At 43.0% G+C, this 19,434-nt stretch carries 17 protein-coding genes and 1 pseudogene; 1 reads left to right on the forward strand and 17 read right to left on the reverse strand.

Annotation, left to right across the window (positions count from 1 at the left end; all coding sequences use genetic code 11):
• Positions 1-20: 20 nt before the first annotated feature.
• From BMY70_RS22345 to BMY70_RS22415, 16 genes and pseudogenes are all read right to left on the reverse strand, one after another.
• Positions 21-1,154, reverse strand: a complete 1,134-nt coding sequence (locus tag BMY70_RS22345) for an efflux RND transporter periplasmic adaptor subunit (RefSeq protein WP_090338519.1) — start codon at positions 1,152-1,154, stop codon at positions 21-23.
• A gap of 7 nt (positions 1,155-1,161) precedes the next feature.
• Positions 1,162-2,397 carry a TolC family protein gene (locus tag BMY70_RS31710; RefSeq protein ID WP_374754721.1) on the reverse strand — a complete coding sequence of 412 codons (1,236 nt, stop codon included), beginning with the start codon at positions 2,395-2,397 and terminating at the stop codon, positions 1,162-1,164.
• An 81-nt stretch (positions 2,398-2,478) separates the two neighbouring features.
• Positions 2,479-5,519: pseudogene (locus BMY70_RS31715) on the reverse strand (efflux RND transporter permease subunit); the annotation flags it as partial.
• A gap of 39 nt (positions 5,520-5,558) precedes the next feature.
• Positions 5,559-6,122, reverse strand: coding sequence for a YceI family protein (locus BMY70_RS22355; RefSeq protein WP_229209730.1), 564 nt, complete (start codon positions 6,120-6,122; stop codon positions 5,559-5,561).
• Entirely contained in the window at positions 6,112-7,032 is a 921-nt protein-coding gene (locus BMY70_RS22360; protein ID WP_090338520.1) for a DUF5777 family beta-barrel protein, read from the reverse strand. Before BMY70_RS22360 ends, BMY70_RS22355 begins: the two co-directional genes overlap by 11 nt.
• Positions 7,033-7,038: 6 nt before the next feature.
• Entirely contained in the window at positions 7,039-7,479 is a 441-nt protein-coding gene (locus tag BMY70_RS22365; protein WP_090338521.1) for a Rieske 2Fe-2S domain-containing protein, read from the reverse strand.
• Positions 7,480-7,745: 266 nt separating this feature from the next.
• The gene (locus tag BMY70_RS22370; RefSeq protein ID WP_090338522.1) at positions 7,746-9,119 is read right to left on the reverse strand and encodes a sensor histidine kinase; all 1,374 of its coding nucleotides are present in this window, start codon (positions 9,117-9,119) and stop codon (positions 7,746-7,748) included.
• A gap of 10 nt (positions 9,120-9,129) precedes the next feature.
• Complete coding sequence (locus tag BMY70_RS22375) at positions 9,130-9,798, reverse strand: response regulator transcription factor (protein ID WP_090338523.1); 669 nt, start codon at positions 9,796-9,798, stop codon at positions 9,130-9,132.
• A gap of 355 nt (positions 9,799-10,153) precedes the next feature.
• Positions 10,154-10,741, reverse strand: a complete 588-nt coding sequence (locus BMY70_RS22380) for a TlpA family protein disulfide reductase (RefSeq protein ID WP_218148668.1) — start codon at positions 10,739-10,741, stop codon at positions 10,154-10,156.
• A gap of 310 nt (positions 10,742-11,051) precedes the next feature.
• A complete protein-coding gene (locus BMY70_RS31005; RefSeq protein ID WP_177197111.1) occupies positions 11,052-11,195 on the reverse strand; it encodes a hypothetical protein in 144 nt (47 codons plus the stop codon).
• A gap of 244 nt (positions 11,196-11,439) precedes the next feature.
• A complete protein-coding gene (locus tag BMY70_RS22390) occupies positions 11,440-11,949 on the reverse strand; it encodes a DUF6691 family protein (RefSeq protein WP_090338525.1) in 510 nt (169 codons plus the stop codon).
• Positions 11,950-12,333: 384 nt separating this feature from the next.
• Positions 12,334-12,897, reverse strand: a complete 564-nt coding sequence (locus tag BMY70_RS22395) for a YeeE/YedE family protein (RefSeq protein WP_090338526.1) — start codon at positions 12,895-12,897, stop codon at positions 12,334-12,336.
• A 15-nt stretch (positions 12,898-12,912) separates the two neighbouring features.
• Positions 12,913-13,218: a rhodanese-like domain-containing protein gene (locus tag BMY70_RS22400; protein ID WP_090338527.1), complete on the reverse strand. Its 306-nt coding sequence runs from the start codon at positions 13,216-13,218 to the stop codon at positions 12,913-12,915.
• 8 nt (positions 13,219-13,226) lie between these two features.
• On the reverse strand, positions 13,227-14,648 hold the full coding sequence (locus BMY70_RS22405) for an MBL fold metallo-hydrolase (protein ID WP_090338528.1): 1,422 nt from the start codon (positions 14,646-14,648) through the stop codon (positions 13,227-13,229).
• Positions 14,649-14,720: 72 nt separating this feature from the next.
• Positions 14,721-15,218, reverse strand: coding sequence for a methyltransferase family protein (locus BMY70_RS22410; RefSeq protein ID WP_090338529.1), 498 nt, complete (start codon positions 15,216-15,218; stop codon positions 14,721-14,723).
• Positions 15,219-15,248: 30 nt separating this feature from the next.
• A complete protein-coding gene (locus tag BMY70_RS22415) occupies positions 15,249-16,049 on the reverse strand; it encodes a sulfite exporter TauE/SafE family protein (protein WP_090338530.1) in 801 nt (266 codons plus the stop codon).
• Between the two features lie 325 nt (positions 16,050-16,374).
• Between BMY70_RS22415 and BMY70_RS22420 the strand changes: the two genes are divergently transcribed.
• Positions 16,375-17,385 carry an NADP-dependent oxidoreductase gene (locus tag BMY70_RS22420; RefSeq protein ID WP_090338836.1) on the forward strand — a complete coding sequence of 337 codons (1,011 nt, stop codon included), beginning with the start codon at positions 16,375-16,377 and terminating at the stop codon, positions 17,383-17,385.
• 282 nt (positions 17,386-17,667) lie between these two features.
• On the opposite strand, the gene BMY70_RS22425 is transcribed toward BMY70_RS22420, so the two are convergent.
• On the reverse strand, positions 17,668-19,404 hold the full coding sequence (locus tag BMY70_RS22425; RefSeq protein WP_090338531.1) for an alpha-L-arabinofuranosidase: 1,737 nt from the start codon (positions 19,402-19,404) through the stop codon (positions 17,668-17,670).
• Between the last annotated feature and the right edge of the window lie 30 nt (positions 19,405-19,434).

Consider the following 19,434-nt stretch of genomic DNA (forward strand, 5'->3'; position numbering starts at 1 on the left):
TTTACTTTAATAGTCAAATACTACTCCTCCGATTTATTCTTCAAAGACATCAGAAGCGAATAGGCACCGTTGACCACACAGAGCTGGTTGTCAAGTTTTTCCTTTGAAATAATTTCCGTAAATCCGCTCTCGGAAGTCCCGGTCCGGACCTGTTTCATTTCAAAACTGCTTTTTCCTTTTGGAAAAAAAATATACTGTTTGTCATCGTATGTAACAATGGCGTCGTCGGGCAATACCAGCACGGAACGGCTGTTGAGCTGGATGTCGGCATTCATAAACATTCCGGGTAAAAGTTCGGGCTCATAACTTCCAAAGTGAGAATGTACCTCGGCGGTTCTTTCCGGCGATAAATCTTTGCTGATCAGGATAATTTCGCATTGATATTTTTTATCTGGCATGTTGTTAGTGTAAGCCAGAATCTTCTGGCCAATTTTTATTTTATCCAGATCCTTTTCAAAAACTTTGAGGGCCAAATGGATGTCGGTCGGATTGATCAGTTCGAAAAGCACTTCGGTTGGTGACACATACCGGCCAATATTGACGTTGACTTTTGATACATAACCATTAATGGGCGAATAAATGCTGATACTTCTGGTAATATTATCTTTTGTTAAATGATCGGGATTGATGCCAGCCAATTTGAGTTTTTCATGCAACGCTTTCATCATTACCTGTTGGCTCTGGTAGTCAGATTCAGCCTGCTGAAATGTCTTATCACTGCTGGATTTGCTTTTATTCAAATCTTTCTGGCGTAAATAATCATTTTCAAGAAAGACAATCCTTGCTTTGCCGGTCAGATAATCCTGCTGTAACTGTATGTATTGCTGATCTTCCATGACAGCCAGCACCTCTCCTTTTTTGACACGGGTTCCGGGCAATAATTTTGTAGTTTTCAGGTATCCACCCAGTGGCACACTGATCGAAACGATGTTTTGCGGCGGAACGTCAATTTTTCCATTTAGTTTTAGAACCGAAGAAATCTGTTTTTTCTCTGGCAATGCCGTTTTAATACCCGCATTTTCAATCTGCTTTTCATTGAGAGACGCAACATTAGAATCAGTACTTTTTTCAGTCGTTATTTTTTCATTTTCAGCCTTTTTAGAACAGGATGACGAAAGTAAAATCAGTAAGCTATATATCAGATATTTCATCATGGCGATGTTAATTTTGAAGGTAATAATTAAGTTCAATGGCTTTGCTGTTCAGACTCATCACCGCATCCAGGTAAAGGCTACGGATAGAAGCGGCATGGTTGATCAGCTGTACCCACTGCAAATAATTGATGCTGCCGCCCGCCAGCTGTTGATTAGCCGTGATGGTGATCAAAGCCGCATTCTTCAGTCCGCTTGTTTCGTAATAATGCACGGTGGTCAGGAATTTCCGATATTCTGTCAAGGCTGATAAATACTGTGATTTCAGCATCTGCGCACCTGCCTGATAACTTTGCCGGCTAATATCCTGGCTGATCCGGGCCGAATTGATACGGGCCTTCTGAGCTCCTGTAAAAATGGGAATACCAACCCCGATCTGCCCGGACTGGAACCGCTGAGAACTGCCGTAGGTCCTGTCATCCGCACCGGTGCCGCGCATACTCATGTTGTTGTATCCTACGTTAATCTGCGGCAAAAGTTTTGCCTTTTCAACATCAATATTGGCGGCTGCAATCTGCTGCTGCTGCGAAAGAAACCGCATCTGAGGGTGATTTTCGATATTGGCTGAATCGGGAACTGCGACCTGATTATACAGATTACCGTGTAATTCCGGCTCGAGATTATCCTGCGTGTTAAGCAATAGTTGAAATTGCAACCTCGATAAGACTATATCGGATTCGAGCTGCTGCCGCTGCGTTCTGATATCCGCAAGCTGGGTTTCCACCATCGTTTTTTCAAGAATATCACTTTCTCCCTTTTCAAAGCGCTGCTGTGCTCTTTGATAAAAACCAGCATAAAGGCTATCCAGAGAAATGAGCAATTCTTCCTTTTTCTTTTGATATAAAAACAAGTAAAAAACCTGCGCGACGTTTCTTCGCAATTCATTTTCTCTTACCGCTACATTGAGAACACTGGCTGAAAGTTCGCTTTGCAAAAGCGTTTTTTGTCTGACATAAACAACCGGCAAACTCAGTGATTGTGTAATGTTAAAGCGGGTGTCTGTATAAAAACTATTGATCTGGCCGGCCTCTACCTGAACGCCCGTTTGAGGTAATACCACGGCTGTTTTTATCATCGCTGTCTGGTACTGGGTTCTGAGTTTTTCCGTTTTTAAATTCTGATTGTTGGCCAGAGCAAGCTCCTGGGCTGTTTTCAGATCGATTTTATTTTGAGAAAAAACATTTGCATGATTGAGCAGCAACATCGCTGGAATCAGCACTGATACTAATTTCGCTTTACCATTCATTTTAAACTTAAAACCATTTTCAAAAAACAGATAAAGCACCGGAAGTACAAAAAGTGTCAGAAACGTGGCAACCAAAAGTCCGCCGATCACGACCGTAGCCAGCGGCCGCTGCACTTCTGCCCCTGCACCATTACTGATTGCCATTGGAAAAAAACCAAGTGACGCGACAAAAGCGGTCATAAGCACCGGACGAAGTCGATGTTGTGTACCTTCCAGAACAGCTTGTTTAATGTCCTTTTGCTCTTCTTTTCTGATTCGGTTGAACTCTGCAACGAGTACGATACCATTTAATACTGCTACGCCAAACAGCGCAATAAAGCCAATTCCGGCACTGATACTGAACGGCATACCGCGAAGGGCAAGAAAAAAAATCCCTCCAATAGCAGACAATGGTATGGCTGAATAAATCAACAATCCGTCTTTCACTGAATTAAAGGCAAAAAACAATAGCACAAAAATAAGCAGCAGTGATACCGGTACGGCAATCATCAGCCGCTGTTTGGCAGCGTTCAGGTTTTCAAATGAACCGCCATAGGTAATATAATAACCTGTTGGAAGTTTCAGATTTTGGTTGACTTTGGCTTGCAGTTCGTTCACAATCGTCTGCACATCCTTTCCGGCAATATTGAAACCTACCACAATCCGTCTTTTTGCGTCTTCCCGCTGAATTTGTTTAGGCCCGTCCTGGATTTTAACTTCGGCAAGCTGATAAAGTGGAATCTGTGTTCCGTTGGGTGCGGCTACGAGCAGGTTACGGATATCTTCCAGATTTTTCTTGCGCTCACCACTCAGTCTCACCACCAGTTCGAACCGTTTTTCTCCTTCAAAAACCATCCCCGTACTCTGTCCGGCCAAGGCAGTATTGACCGTTTTATTTATCGCTGAAATGTGAAGACCATACTGCGCCAACGCACTGCGATTATAATGTATCGTGATCTGCGGCATACCAGAAACAGCTTCCACATACAAATTTTTTGTGCCTTCAACCTGATTAACCATCACACCCAGTTTCTTTGCATAAAGTGCCAGCGTGTCCAGGTCTTCACCGAAAATTTTACAAACCACGTCCTGGCGTGCGCCTGTCATCAGCTCATTAAAACGCATCTGTACAGGAAACTGAAACCCGGCTGTGATACCCGGGACTTCTTCGAGCGCCTCTCCCATTTTTTTGGAAAGCTCAGGAAAAGTTTTCGCTGATGTCCAGTCTTTTTTATCTTTGAGTATCACCATCATATCACTGGCTTCCATCGGCATCGGATCGGTCGGGACTTCACCGCTGCCTATTTTTGTGACCACTTTTAATACCTCAGGAAACTGCGTTTTCAAAATATGCGCTGCTTTTGTTGTATTTTCTATCGTCGTTGTGAGGCTGCTTCCGGTGAGAACACGAGTGTCCACAGCGAAATCCCCTTCTTCCAGTGCAGGAATAAATTCGCCGCCCAAAGTAGTAAACAGGTAAAGTGCTGATCCGAAAAGGATCAGCACCGACATCAGAATCATTTTGGGATGACCGATTACCCGTTCAAGTGCGTAGCGATATTTTTTGGCAAGTTTGTCCATAATCCGGTCCGAAAAGCCTGGCTCCGTTTTAATTTTTTTGCTCAGAAACACAGCACTCATCATAGGAATGTAGGTCAACGACAAAATGAATGCACCCAGTAATGCAAAGGCGACGGTTTGTGCCATAGGTTTGAACATCTTTCCTTCAATACCCTGCAAAGTAAAAATCGGCAGGTACACGATCAGGATAATGACCTGGCCGAAAACGGCACTATTCATCATCCGGTCAGCCGACTCATTCACTTCTTCGTCCATCTGCTGCTGAGTAATCCGAGTCAGACCGGCAAATTTTTTGTTATGGGTAATCTGATGCATTACTGCTTCAACAATGATAACAGCCCCGTCTACAATTAATCCGAAATCGAGCGCTCCAAGGCTCATCAGATTACCGCTCACACCAAAAGTATTCATCATAATCACCGCAAAAAGCATGGCGAGCGGAATCACCGAAGCGACCAGCAAACCAGCCCGGAAGTTTCCAAGAAAAAGCACCAGGACAAAAACGACGATCAGTGCCCCTTCAAGCAGGTTTTTTCAACGGTACCAATGGCATTATTAACCATTTTCGTCCGGTCCAGAAAGGGTTCGATCACCACACCTTCGGGCAATGTTTTCTGGATTTGGGCCACACGCTGTTTTACATTTTTGATAACCTCACTGCTGTTGGCTCCTTTGAGCATCATAACTACGGCGCCGGAAACTTCTCCTTTGTCATTGTAGGTCATTGCGCCGTATCGGGTAGCAAAGCTGGTCTTCACGTCGGCCACGTCACGGATAAATAACGGCTGACCATCGGCAAGGGATTTAACAGCGATATTTTCGATATCGTCCAGATTTTCCACCAGTCCTTCGCTTCGGATATAAAGTACGGTCGGGCCTTTTTCGATGTACGCACCTCCGGTATTCTGGTTGTTATTTTCTAATGCCGTAAAAACATCATTGATCGTAATATTATAAGAGAGAAGTTTTTGCGGGTCAATTTCAATTGAAAACTGCTTTAACTTCCCTCCCAAGCTGCTCACTTCCGCAACGCCTTTCACCCCGAGCAACTGACGACGCACAATCCAGTCCTGGATCGTGCGCAGATCTGTTTCATTATACCGGTGTTCGTAACCTTCTTTCGGGCGAACCACATACTGATAAATTTCTCCGAGACCGGTACTGATCGGCCCCAGCTCAGGCGTGCCAATACCTTGCGGGATAATAGTCTGAACTTTTAAAAGCCGCTCTGAAACCTGTTGCCTTGCCCAGTAAATATCAGTGGCATCGTCAAAAACTATGGTCACAAGCGACAAACCAAAGCGGGAAAAACTGCGTATTTCTTTTAGTCCGGAGATGTTGCTGTTGGCCTGTTCGATGGGGAAAGTTACGAGGCGTTCTATATCCGTCGCTCCGAAAGAAGGGGCCACGGTTATCACCTGAACCTGGTTATTGGTAATATCGGGCACCGCGTCAATCGGAAGCCGGGTAAGCTCGTAGCTTCCGTAGCAGATCAGGGCTACGACGAGCAGGCCGATGATAAGCTTGTTGCTGACAGCGATGCCAATAATTTTATTGAGCATATCGATATGGTTTGGCCTATTCTGGTTTCGCCAGATACCTCAGGTTGACTTTTTTGGCAGCAGTACAAACCTGTTTTTAACAGCAACGGCTTCGGCGATCTTTGCGATCACCAGATTTGGAACTTCTATTTTGTGGTCTGCAAGCTTCACATCAAAATCGGAAGTCATTATAATCTGTCCGCCCTTTATAACCAGTTGCCCTTTGAGTGTCCGGTTCTGTTTCACACCGTGCATGTCTATGATTCCGTCTACACTTACTTCATAACTGCCGTCTTTGCTGTAATCTATTTGCTCCTTAATTTTTCCTGTAAAAACAGCCGCCGGATATTTCTCGGTTTCCATGTAGTTTTCATTGAAATGTTCTTCCATGAGTTTATTAGGAAAATGAAATCCGCGCTGCTGCATTTTAATAGCAATTTCTCCATTTGCAGTGTTCAGAATAACCAGCACCTGTTTATTGACTGCTGCGATATTTTCAAGCGGTGTTTCGGAGAAAAAACTTGTCTCACCTGTCCTTGTCATGTATAATTGCCCATAACAGGTAACGGCAATGAGCTGGCTGATCATTACGATCAGCATCAGTTTAAATGTTTTAGTATCCACTCGATTTACGTTTTTTACTTTTGTCAAAACTGAATGTACGTGCTACGTTGAAGCCATAGAAAATATCGCCGCTGTTCCATTTTCCGGTGGTTTGTCCAATGAATTGTTTCTCGATCATGCCTCTTGAATTTGTCAGGTGCAGCTGGAATACGTGGCCACCGGTTTCAATATCAAAACCAAGTGAAAGGGTATTTGTAAATCTGGGATCCCGCTGTGTTGTTCCTGCGAATGTTTTTGGCGTATACCAATATTCAACGTTGAAAGAAGTCCTTTTGGTCAGTTTGTAACGACCTCCCATTCCCAAGGCGTAGAGATTATTGGCATCAATCTGATTTTCAGCCAGGTTCCGGTGCAATACAGTCGGGGTTATTTGCAATGAAAACTTCTCGCTGAACTTACGGGCAATGAGTGCCTGAAATGTGTACGTCTGCCGCTGTGCGATTGTGTAAAAAGGAAGTTCTGTTGATGAAGTGCTTGCATTATGTGCATCGCTGACAAAAAGCGTTACCGATACTGGCATATTTTTGAATCCTGACGATTGCTTTAAAAGGCGGTATTTTACGAAAACATCGATCGTTTTTTGATAGCTACTTCTTCCGATTCCGACCATCAAGCGATCGGTAAGGCCGTATTCCAGAGCCAGCCTGATTTGTGATTCATCCAGTCCGAAGAAATTATTCGCACCGGAATTGACAGCGCCGAACCGGTGAGAAATAATAAAATCCATGTTATTTTTCCCGACCGTTTCAACGGAATGCCCGTTGATAATGCGGGTTCCTTTAAAAGTTGCCGCACTGTAAACGGTCGCAGAATCCTGAACCTGATCCAGTTGTTTTAATAAATCTTCCTGCGCAAATGCTGACGAGCCAGTGAGCAACATCGCAACGGCTATAATTTTTTTCACTCTCATGTTAGTTTAAGCGGTGATGGTCAAAATATTGCCTGTCAGACTTGTTGTATAAACCCGGATACCCTTTTTCCCTTCACTGTTCAGACCTTTGCCGGAATTGTCATATTTGGCTCCGTGGGCGGGGCAGTAAAAATGATCAGACTGATACATGATCTGGTTTTTTCCTTCGTGGCTGCATGTAAGCGTGGCGGCAATATATTCGGCGGTATTACTTTTGGCAATTACCACACCGTCTTTGACTACATAACCTCCGTTATTTTTCAACGCAGCATTTTCCGAAGCAGTTAAATCCAGCGTCAGGTTAGTTGGTACAGGACTGACGCGTTCATTCGTACAGGATTGCAGGTTAGCGCCAAAATAAACAGCTGCCAGGGCAGATCCGGCAAAACCTATTTTTCGTAAAAATTCGTGACGGTTTATATTGTCCGTTTTAGTGGTATGGTTCATAATTGTAAATGTTTGATTGTCGTCTGAATGATGTCTCAAATGTATTCTGAGCCACCTTAGCGTTTCCTCAAGATATTCTTAAGGTTAGCTTAAGATTTGAAAACCAGAAGAAATTATGATTAACTAAAATGGGAAAGCTACAACTTTTAACCTTAACAAAGGTACGGAAGACCACATGAGAAAGTTTACACATAACAAGCCATAAGTTGTATATACCACAGATATGACTAAAAGCCGTGAAATAACTTTTGGGTAAGCTATAAATGTTAAAAAAGAAGTTCGGCAGTGGTACCGTGCCCGATCTGACTCTTTAATTTAAAGCTGATCTGCAAGAGCTGACACATCCTTTTCACGATGGAAAGTCCCAACCCATTGCCTTTGATCTCGGGATGGTTTAAGGGACTGGAGCGGTAAAAGGGTTCCTGAATTTTATCTATTTCATCGGCAGCAATACCAATTCCGCGATCGGCAACCGAATAGATTACGTTTTGACCTGCCTGGCTGATCGTAATTTTGATACTTTCCTTCCTGATCGAATATTTAACGGCGTTGGAAATCAGATTTTCGATGACGATATCAAGCATATACGGATCAGCATAAACGTCAGCGTGATCATCGGTTATCAGTTCTACTGACAATTCCTTTTCCAGAATTTGTTGCTGCTGCCGTTGCAGAATAGAACCTGTGAGTTCGGACAGATCCACATGTTGATAATCCATCGCTTTTTTCTGACTTTCAAATCTTGCCAGAAGCAATAATTGATCAACCAGATAACTGATCCTGTCAATCTCTTTGATGGCCAGAGCGACTTTCTCCACGTATTCCTCTGCGGTTCTAGGCTTACGGATCAAAACTTCCAGCGTGCCCTTAATTACTGCCAGTGGTGTTCTCAACTCATGCGAGGCATCCGAAGTAAATTGTTTTTCCCGTTCAACAGCGTTTTCAATCCGGTCCATCAGATCATTGATCGTTGTAACCAATTTTGTAAGCTCGTCTTTCCCGCCCGTCAGAGGAACGCGTGCTTTAAGATTTTCATTGGTTATTTTACCGGCCGTATCGATCACGCTTAGCACCGGCTGAATACTTTTCCCGGCTATAACTCTTGTCACAAAAAAGAGAACGATCAAAACAAAAGGAAAAGCAGTCAACAGCACTGACTTAAGATTGTCCAACACGCGTTCCGACTCGGTTATGGGAATAGCGACAATCAGATAACCAGCAATTTTTCCTTTATCTTTTAATGCAACCTGAATCTGGGCAATGGAAAGTCCTTTCAGTTTGTTTTGAAAAAAAACCTTATCCTTTTGAGATAGATCGGCAGTTAAAAAATCGAGTTTCAGATTTGGGGACCTTTCAATTAATGAACCATTTTTATCCGTTATCTGAACAAATACAGGATTTACTTCCAGTTCACGATGCTCCCTTTCGAACCACTCTTCCTTATCAGCAATGTAAGGTTTTCCATCCTTTACACCAACCTCGTAAAAATGTTTGTCAGCCTGAAAATTCACTTCCTTCTCGAGGCTGTTAAAAACCGTGATATTAACACTATGATAAATGACAAAAAAAATAACAGCCACCAACAACGCCGTGCTTAATGTGAAGTTAAAGGCAATTTTATTTTTAAAGGAAGTCGTCATATTTTCATGTTCAAATCTCTTTGGCAATGTATCCTATTCCACGGATGGTCTGAATATAATCTTCTTCTTTTGCGAGTTTGAGTTTTTTTCTTAGCGCATTCATATAGACATCGATCACACCTGTGTTGTAGTCGAAATGGATATCCCAGACACTCTCAATAATACGGCTTCGTCTGCAAACTTTCCCTTTATTTCTCAAAAGATACTCCAGAAGAGCAAATTCCTTTTGTGTTAGTTTTATCTCCTCCGTTTCTCTGAAAACCTGATGAGACAACGTATCGATGCGGATAGGGCCAAGCGTGAATTCTGACTGCTCGCCAGTAAGCGGTCGAAGCTGAACCTTGATCCGCTCTAAAAGTTCGTCGAAGCTAAAAGGCTTTTTAATGTAATCATTCGCCCCGGACTGCAGTCCAAAGATAGTATCCTGAACCGTGTCCCGGGCAGTTAGAAATATAACAGGAATTTTCGTGAAATTCTTTCTGACCTCACGGCAGATCTCGACACCACTTTTTCCGGGCAACATCCAGTCTATCAATAACAAATCGTACTCGCCGGTAAGTGCCATATCAAGACCGCTTGTACCGTCCGAAGCAGTATCCACAGCGTAAGACTCTTCTTCCAGACCCTGTTTTAGAAAATTCAGTATTCCGATTTCATCTTCTATTATCAGGATTCTCATAGGTTTTTATTCAAGTCTGGTTCGACGATTGTACGTAAGCTAGTTAGTCGTGACTAAATCAGCATGTAAATTAAGAGTTATAAATCTATAAATTGACTTAAATATTTCTTAAAATTCCCTTAAATTTTGCCAGAATCAGCATGCATTTCAGCGGACTTTGATCAAATTTTTCTTATCGATATCCGCTGTCTGTTTTATAGCTAGTATTTTCTTGATTTTAAGCTTCTTCGCGCCAGGTGATTGTTGGCAAATTTATCTGAACTGAATCTGAGATATTAAGTTAAATATCTTTCCAAACTGATTTTTCAAAACTCATTAATCTGTCCTGCTAGTTAGCGACACTTGCCACAGATAATTATTCAGCCATTTTACTGATCATATCCACCAGCTCGGTACTATTATAATCTGCTGCTCCTTCCTGCCGGTAAATCATTTTACCTTCTCTATCAAGGATTACCGTGGTAGGAACAGCCCCCTGCATAAACACGGGCGGTATCTCGCCAGTCGCGCTCACCACTTCCAAAGCGTACTGGTGCTTTTTCATGAAGCTGTCCGACTTCTGATAATTTCCATCCACGTCAACCATCAGAAATGCAACATTTTCGTGATCCTTGAATTTACCATACAGCGCATTGATCGAGGGCATTTCAGCGATACAGGGCGGACACCAGGTTGCCCAGAAATTAATAAATATAACCTTTCCTTTCAATGAGGAAAGATCAATCGTTTGTCCATCACCCTTCCGAAAAAAAACATTTGGTAAAGCTTCCATCGAAGCTGTATCGGGCTTTTTATTGATTCTGGGCTGGAACAGGCCTACCTTCATCAGCGCCTGGATTGTCCATGCTTTCACCTCGGGCTTTATGACCATGGCAGCTAAAAATACCACCATCACTGCCGTAATGATATTGGATACAGAAAACCATTTCTTATTCATCTCCATTCATTGGTAAAGATTTTTTTACAATACTGTTCTAACCTCCCGACACGCTTTCGCACCATTCCAAAAATTGTTTCAAAATCAGATACGATATCACCTATTTTCCCGATTACATATAATCTGTTATACTTTATAACCGCCGTCCGGATTATGTTTGCATTCTTAGCCAACCCAGGCGATTGACAGAATCAACCGCATCATAAGCAGATTTGTTTTGGATGATATCCTGGCGGCACGGTTATATGCAAATCTTCCCAGGCAAAAACGTCATGCCCAAAAGTAGCGTACCGAGGTATTGAATCCCTGGCAATTCTTAAACAACAGCGATTTTCCACACAAAGTGCCTGCGGCATGTGCGGAACACAGCATCGGCTAAAACGATCAGTGTACCCAGAAGCAAAAATACATTTTGAGAGCCAGCTTTTGTCGCCAGGCAACTTTTTAGGATTGCTATCATGTATTAAAAGAACGGATTTACTGTCATCCGAATGGCCGGGCAGGTTGATGCCCTTCAATGCAATCTCTCCGAAGGCAAGGGCATCTCCCTCGTTGAAGGGAGTCAATTTGTAAGCAGACTCAATTTTTCACGCGTATGAATCTCAGGCTGGTCCTTAAAAAGCGACATACGTAACACCAGTCAGTCCACTTCCATTGAGAATAGAAACTGTTTAGGTAGTTCCCTTACTGACGTGCATAGAGTCCTAGTGAGGTAGTTGATCTCTGAATTTGCCATATACCCATGTACCTGTAATCGCACTTACCAAAGTGACAATAACAACAGTAGCCCCCATTCCGATCTGTGCAAACAACGGCCCTGGACAAGCTCCAGTCAAACCCCAACCCAGGCCAAAAAGCAATCCTCCGTAGATCTGACCCTTACTAAATTTCTTATCGGTAAAAGTAATACGCTCCCCGGAAATGGTTTTGATACCAAAACGCTTGATAAGCCATACTGAAATCACTCCAACCAACACTGCACTGCCGATAATTCCATACATATGAAAAGATTGCAAACGAAACATTTCCTGGATACGGAACCAGCTTATCACCTCAGCTTTCACAAAAATTACTCCAAAAAAAATTCCAACTATCAGATATTTCAGGTTGTAATACCACTTGTGCTGCTTATGACTTTCGTTTATGCAAATTGAATCCGTTGCGCGAAGATCGTGTTCGTTTGCCAAAGTCTGATCTGTTAATAAATTTGCCATATTTCTTATTCTTTTGTTTTAATAAAATGTGCAAAAAGAAATTTTGCACTTGATTTAAAGGGTATATAATGGTCTGCATTAAAACAGTTTTTCACCGAAACCGACACTTTGAAAGCGTTGGCCACAGCAGGCATAACTAATCAGAACACGGGCAATTCACTACATCCCCCGGAATCAGACATCGGGAACCTTCCCAGAATCGGCAGGCCGTTTGTTTCTATGATTTCAACCGGGCTTCTATACTATCCTTTTGCCGGGCTGTCGTAACAAAAGGAAAGGGTACCTTAATCACACCAGTTACATCGCTTTACCGGCTTAAAATCAAGCAGGTTATTGACCCAGCCAGTTGATCTTTTTCAGACTTCTCTCCCAGCCATTTTTTGTTTAAAGCATCAATATGAAAGGTAATATCCAAGTAGCCATCACGTATCCACCGATCATAAAACAGATTGTTGCTACCAGGGAAGGCCATTGCAACGTCGAAAGGCCCATGATCGCATGTCCGCTGGTGCATCCGCCTGCATAGCGTGCCCCAAATCCTACCAGAAAACCACCGCCAGCTATCATGATGAATCCAGGAAGTGTTGCTAACTTATTCCAACTTATGAGATCAACTGGCACTAGCGAAGAAAAATCGGTTATTCCATAGCGGCTGAGCTCTTTTATCAGCGTCGGATTGAGCTGCATGGGTTCGGGATTGGCCAAAAATGTTACTGCGATCACACCTCCAAAAAAAATACCTGCTACAAAAAACATATTCCAAAGTTCCTTTTTCCAGTCATATTGAAAAAAGGAAATGTTCGCCGGGATACACATAGCGCAAACGTGCCTGAGCGACGAAGAGATACCAAAGGATTTATTACCCAGTATCAACAAAGCAGGTACCGTAAGACCGATCAGCGGCCCGGCCACATACCATGGCCAGGGCTGTTTTATCATTTCCAGCATAGTTTTAGATTTTTATCAAATTTTTTTTCTGAGCTTATCCCAGGCGCCGCCGTTATAAATCTCGACCGCCGCTGCCCTTAATAGTTCCGCCGCGATCTCGCTGCGGGCACCGCTCCGGCAACAGGTAAACACCGGCTTTCCATCTTTGTTAAAAAACACGGCTTTTGAGCCGATCGTATCAAGTAGTATATTAACACTCCCGTCGATATGCCCGGACGCAAATTCCTGAGGGCTGCGCACGTCAACGATCAGTGCACCGCTGTCAACCAGACTTTTGAAGTCTGGTTGACATTTTCCGAATAATACCGATACAATTCCCATGCTCCGATTCACAAAAGTGTACTTGGACAAACGAAATTGCTTACTTCTAACTCACCAGACTCTTTGATTGCCTTAAATCCTCCTTTTACATCGATCAGATTATTATATCCTCTGGCTTTCAGTATGGAATTAAATATCATTGACCGGTAACCACCTGCACAGTGCACTGCATATGATCTATTTTTATCGATCTGAGCCAGATAATCATTCACATAATCGAGTGGGACATTTTCGGCGCCAACCACATGTTCAGAATTAAATTCGATGGCTTTGCGTACATCCAGAACGGTGAGGGAAGGATCAATTTTCAAACGTTTACTCAATTGATCCGGGCTCACCAGTTCAATCTGATCTACTTCCTTACCTGCTTTAATCCAGGCATGTACTCCACCTTGCAAATACCCGATGGTATGGTCATAACCAACCCGGGCCAGCCGTGTCACCACTTCTTCTTCTCGTCCCGGCTCTGTGATCAGCAAAATTCTTTGTTTAATATCCGGTATCAAGGTCCCTACCCAGGGAGCAAAACTTCCATTTATCCCGATATTGATGGAATTCGGAATAAACCTCTCTGCAAAGATCTCCGCATCCCTGGTATCAATCATTACAGCATCTGTTTCATTAGCCGCCGCTTCAAAAGCAGCTGGATCCAGCGCATGGGCTCCGCGTTCGAGTACTGTATCGATGCTTTCATAACCGCTGATGTTCATCATCACATTTTCGGGAAAATATGCCGGAGGAGGCATCAGGCCATTGGTAACCTCTTTAACAAATTCCTCTTTGGTCATATCAGCCCGCAGCGCATAGTTGAATATTTTCTGATTACCAAGCGTATCAGTAGTTTCCTTGCTCATATTTTTGCCACACGCACTGCCTGCTCCGTGAGCGGGATACACGATAATGTCATTTGGCAACGGCATGATTTTCTGTCTTAAAGAATCAAAAAGATGTTCCGCCAGCTTTTGCTGCGTCAATTCTGCTGATACTTTTTGTGCCAGGTCCGGGCGTCCTACATCACCAATAAAAAGTGTATCACCGGTGAAAATTCCAACCTGTTTTTCCTGCTCATCTTTTAACAGATAACAGGTACTCTCCATCGTATGCCCAGGCGTATGCAAAATTGAAAAAGTGACATCTCCCACGCTCAGTACCTGACCATCTGCCGCTACAAGGGCATCAAATCCAGGTCTGGCAGTCGGCCCATACACAATTTGCGCACCTGTTTTTTCGGCAAGATCAATATGACCTGAAACAAAATCCGCATGAAAGTGTGTTTCAAGCACATATTTGATTTTTGCCCCATCTTTTTCGGCCCTTTTAATATAAGGTTCCACTTCACGAAGCGGGTCGATAACGACCGCTTCCCCATTACTTTCAATATAATACGCGCCCTGTGCAAGACAGCCAGTATAAATTTGTTCTATTTTCATTTGATGTATTATTAATGTTGTGCTTTCTTCTTTGAGATAACGATACAATGTTCGGGATATCGGTTCAGGAGTTCAGTGACATTTATCACGCTGGACCAAAACATTGATAACATTTTTCCATTTAGGAAGAAACTTTCCTGTTCGCCGGAGGTATTGTCTATAATCCGGATAAGCGACAAGAAGCATCCGCTCTTCATAAATGGATTTAAAATGAAAAAGCACCACGAGCAGCACCACAACAATCATTTTACCTGCGTGCCCTTGGTGCAAGCCATAACCAGACAGACCTGTGATAATCCCTGTGTAAAGCGGATGACGGATAAGGTAGTAAATGCCATTTGTTACCAGGCGACCATCAGACCGAACAAACGGAAACGGAGTAAGACTTTTTCTGAGCTGATACAAACCGGCCAGAAAAATTACTGTTCCACTCATTAGCAAGGCAAGCCCGACAATTTTGATAACTGGATTTGCTTTTATATTGAATAAAGCGGGAATAAAGATGTATCCAGCAAACAACGATAATTGGATACCCACAAAAATCAGGTCTTTCTTTTTTCTCCTGAACATTACACAGTTATTTTGCACGAAGCATTTAATTTATTTCAGGTGCAAGAGCTCGGTTGATATAATATAGATCCCCATCACCAGCACAAACCAGCCAAATCCTTTTTTTAGATAAGTCGCATTTATCCTTTTAGCAACTGCCCCACCGATCAGCACCCCGGTCATGGAAATGGCGGTAATTTTTATCAGGAATATCCAGTCAATTATAAAGTGACCCATATCGCCGGCAAAACCGATGAGCGAATTCAGTGCGATGACCAGAAGTGAAGTGCCGACCGCTTCTTTCATTGGCATACCAAGGACAAGTACAAGTGTCGGTATCAAGAGAAAGCCTCCGCCTGCCCCAAGGATTCCCGTGGTCAGTCCGATTCCTACACCGCTCAGTAACATTCTGATCATATTTCCTATCAAATCGCATTCAAAGCACCCCGGTTTTCTTTCCTTGCTTCTGATCATCCCAATGGATGCTGCTACCATTAAGGCCGCGAAAAGAATCATCGTCAGTATTGGCTCGGTGATTCGGAGCTCGCCAATCCTGAACAGATCCCCCGGGATCATTGGGATCAGCAATTTGCGTGTTAAAAAAACCGTCGTGATCGATGTGCTGCCAAAAAGCAGCGCCGTTTTAATTTTAACAGAACCTTTCCTGTAATTGTTATAAGCCCCTACTAGACTAGTTGATCCCACAATAAAAAGAGAGTAGGATGTTGATAAAATCGGACTAATACCAAACAGGTAAACAAGAACCGGAACGGTGAGTATAGACCCGCCACCTCCGATCAGGCCAAGCGAAACACCGATAAATACAGAGGCTATATAAGCTGTAATTTCCATTTTGAATCAATTATGATATAAAATTCAGAATCTTCTTATGTCTGGAAAGTGATAAAAGTCACATACAGAAAACAATTTGATTATGACCATCAGAATATGAAATTGGACAGGTTACTGAGATCATTTCCCAATTCAACCAAATTTCAGATAATTCATATTTATGATCACTGATCGTTTTGTTTTAGTAAAAAACGGATCTGGTTAATTGAGCTGAATGGTCCATCCTAAATTACGCTGGACTGAAAATTGCAGGGCGCAGATATAAAATCAAACAAACCGGAAGAAGGCATTTTAAATGTCTTTTTTTTATACTTCATACATTAAAATGACAACAAGACAAATCGTACTCGCATCAAGACCGGTAGGCTTACCGACTAAGGAAAATTTCAGATTTGAAAATATTGACCTTTCCGAAATAAAGGACGGAGAAGTGCTGCTTAAAGGGTTATACTATTCAGTCGATCCCTACATGCGGGGCAGAATGAATGATGCTAAATCTTATGTTCCGCCATTTCAGCTGAACGAACCTTTGACAGGCAGCGTGGTGGCTGTTGTATCTGAAAGTAAATCAGATTCCTTTACAACGGGCGATTATGTTCTGGCATCTTTGCCCTGGATGGAGAAATGTATTGTGAACGAAAAAGAAATTCACAAAATTGATACAACCATAGCGCCCGCCAGCAGTTATCTGGGTGTGCTGGGCATGACCGGCTTAACGGCATATCTGGGACTTATGCAAATCGGGAAACCAAAATCCGGCGAAACTGTTGTAGTTTCTGGCGCTGCCGGGGCGGTAGGTATCGTAGTTGGACAAATAGCAAAAATTCAGGGTTGCCGGGTAATCGGTATCGCCGGATCCGACAAAAAGACAAACCTGCTAACGGAAGAATTTGGTTTTGACGTGGCTGTCAATTACAAGACAACCGATGATTTAACAAAGGCGATTGTAGATGCTTGTCCGGATGGTGTCGATATTTATTTCGATAATGTGGGTGGCGAAATATCCGACGTGGTGATCAGCCTCATGAATTTCCATTCACGAATTCCATTGTGCGGACAGATTGCACTCTACAACAATACCGGTGATGTCACAGGCCCAAGGCTGCAGCCTATGCTGCTAACAAGAAGCATACTGATGCAGGGTTTTATTGTGAGCGACTACAAAAGTTTATTTCCCGAAGCCACCAAACAATTATCTGAATGGGTGAAAAACGGAAAATTAAAATCCACAGAAACCATCATAAACGGCTTTGAACAGCTCCCAGATGCACTAATTGGATTGTTCAGCGGAGAAAATGAAGGAAAAATGATCGTTCAAGCAGCGGATACAGAATAAATTCTATGTTATCTTGATCTCAGGAAAGAGCGTTTTGCCTGGCGATCCATTGAAAATAGGGAAAACAGATTCTGACCCGGCGAAGCGGCCATTTATTCGCTAGGCACCTCCAATGAAGACTGTCATTTCCCAAATAAATTTTGCTTATGCCGGAGTGCGGCGCCGGCATAAGCAAAATTTAAAACTTGAAACAGTTATCCAATGACTTAATTTGAGGATTTCACTATCAAAGTAATCTTAGAGAATACTTATTTTCGCAACGCGTTAGCTCCATGGCTAATCTTACTTCCCTACTACTACACTCACCATACCTCGTGCCGGAACTGTCACTCTTATACCATTTTTTGAGAAAGCTGATCTTGCTTTTAAATTTGTGTAATCTAAGGGACCACCTGCAATACCGCTCGGCGCAGAGCCATTGATGATGACTTTTCTCGAAAAATCACCATTGTCATTACTGCCTTCCAAACTATACCAGTAAAAACGGTCACCTTTTTTCAAGTTTTCAAATTTTACCTCTGCCGTTTGGGGAGAAGCAGAAATATTGATCAGAGCGACACTTGCCTGACCTGAAGAAAATGTAGAGGCGTAGGATTTAATAGCAGTATTGCTGGCTTGAACAGTGGATTTCACCAACCTGTCTCCCATATTCTTTTGAAGAAAGTAAAGATAGTAAAATGAGGGTCTAGGTGTCCATTTGGCAACATTGGGCTCATTGCCATCACTAAAAAGTCCGTGATCATCGCCTTCCGCCCAAAAATTCAGTAAGTCCCACCGAGCAGCCAGACCGTATTTATTAACAATTGATTCTCCAACAACAAGCGCAGCAAAAACTCCACTTACGTTTGAAACCTGTTGTTTGGAGCTTTTGGCCCACATGTTCCATTCGGTCATCGCAATTGGTTTTAAGCCGGCTCCATTTGAAGTAATGGTCTGGGTAACATAATTCATCATTTTTGAAGGCTGGGAAATTGCGGCACCCAAAACCACAGCAGCTGTGGAATTCTCTTCATAAGGAGTAAAATAATTATGGACAATATAAAAATCCGGCCTATTACCCGCTTCGGGGAGCATACCTTCATTCCATGTTTTGACGGTATTGGTCTGCCAAGATTCTGGTACGGATTCGTACATGACGGCACCTATACTGATTTTTGCCCCTACTTCCGCAGCTGCCTTTCGCATGGAATCGGCAAAAACTTTAAAGTGCTGCGCGTAAAGTTTCCCAGTCAAATATTCGGGCTGTCCGTCTTTGTTTTTCGAAACATCAATCCGATATCCCCACTCCCAGTCGCCATAATTTTCATTGCCAACTTCCCAGTATTGCGTCCGTCCTTTGTCATAACGTACCCAGTCGGCGGCAAGATGCGCAGCCGTTGCCACCGGATCCGAGCTTGTCCCGTAACGGGCATAACCATAGTTCACGGTCAACACGCCCTTGCTGTTACTTTGGCTTAACATATCATAATAATTATCCAGCGACGCGCGCCAGTTATCATTTGTCTTTCCAAAACCATAACCAGGTTCTTTTTTTATATTATCCTTATCGGTAAGCATGATTGGCGCATCAGCTGGTAAACCGCCGGGTCTTGCATTCCAAAAATAAACGTCACTGCCACTGCCGGCAGGAAAGCGGATAATATTGGGTTTCAGATTATTAATATGGTTCATAAAAACCGGCTCGCTTATCATGGGTGTCATCCAGGTATTGGCATTGTGTCCAAAACTTGTCAGCGGAATTTTAGTAATAACCTCCGAAGCATCCACAGTGACGGTCACATCTGCTGATGCAGGTACGTCGGATTCTATAAAAGCCGGGGTCTGAAAAGTTTTTGGCATCCAGGTATCCAAAAACAACCCCATGGTTTTTGCAGTTTCCGGATCATTCGCAGGCTTAATCTCCTGCTCTGTTGCTTCCTGATCACCAGAAATCACATCTGTATTTTTACAGGAAAAAGTAACGGGTATTATCCATATCATAAGAACGATACGGAAAAAATATTGCTTTGTAAACAACATAATCGATTCAGTTTAAGCCAGCAATTACGA

Source organism: Dyadobacter koreensis, from assembly GCF_900108855.1.
Classification (GTDB): domain Bacteria; phylum Bacteroidota; class Bacteroidia; order Cytophagales; family Spirosomataceae; genus Dyadobacter; species Dyadobacter koreensis.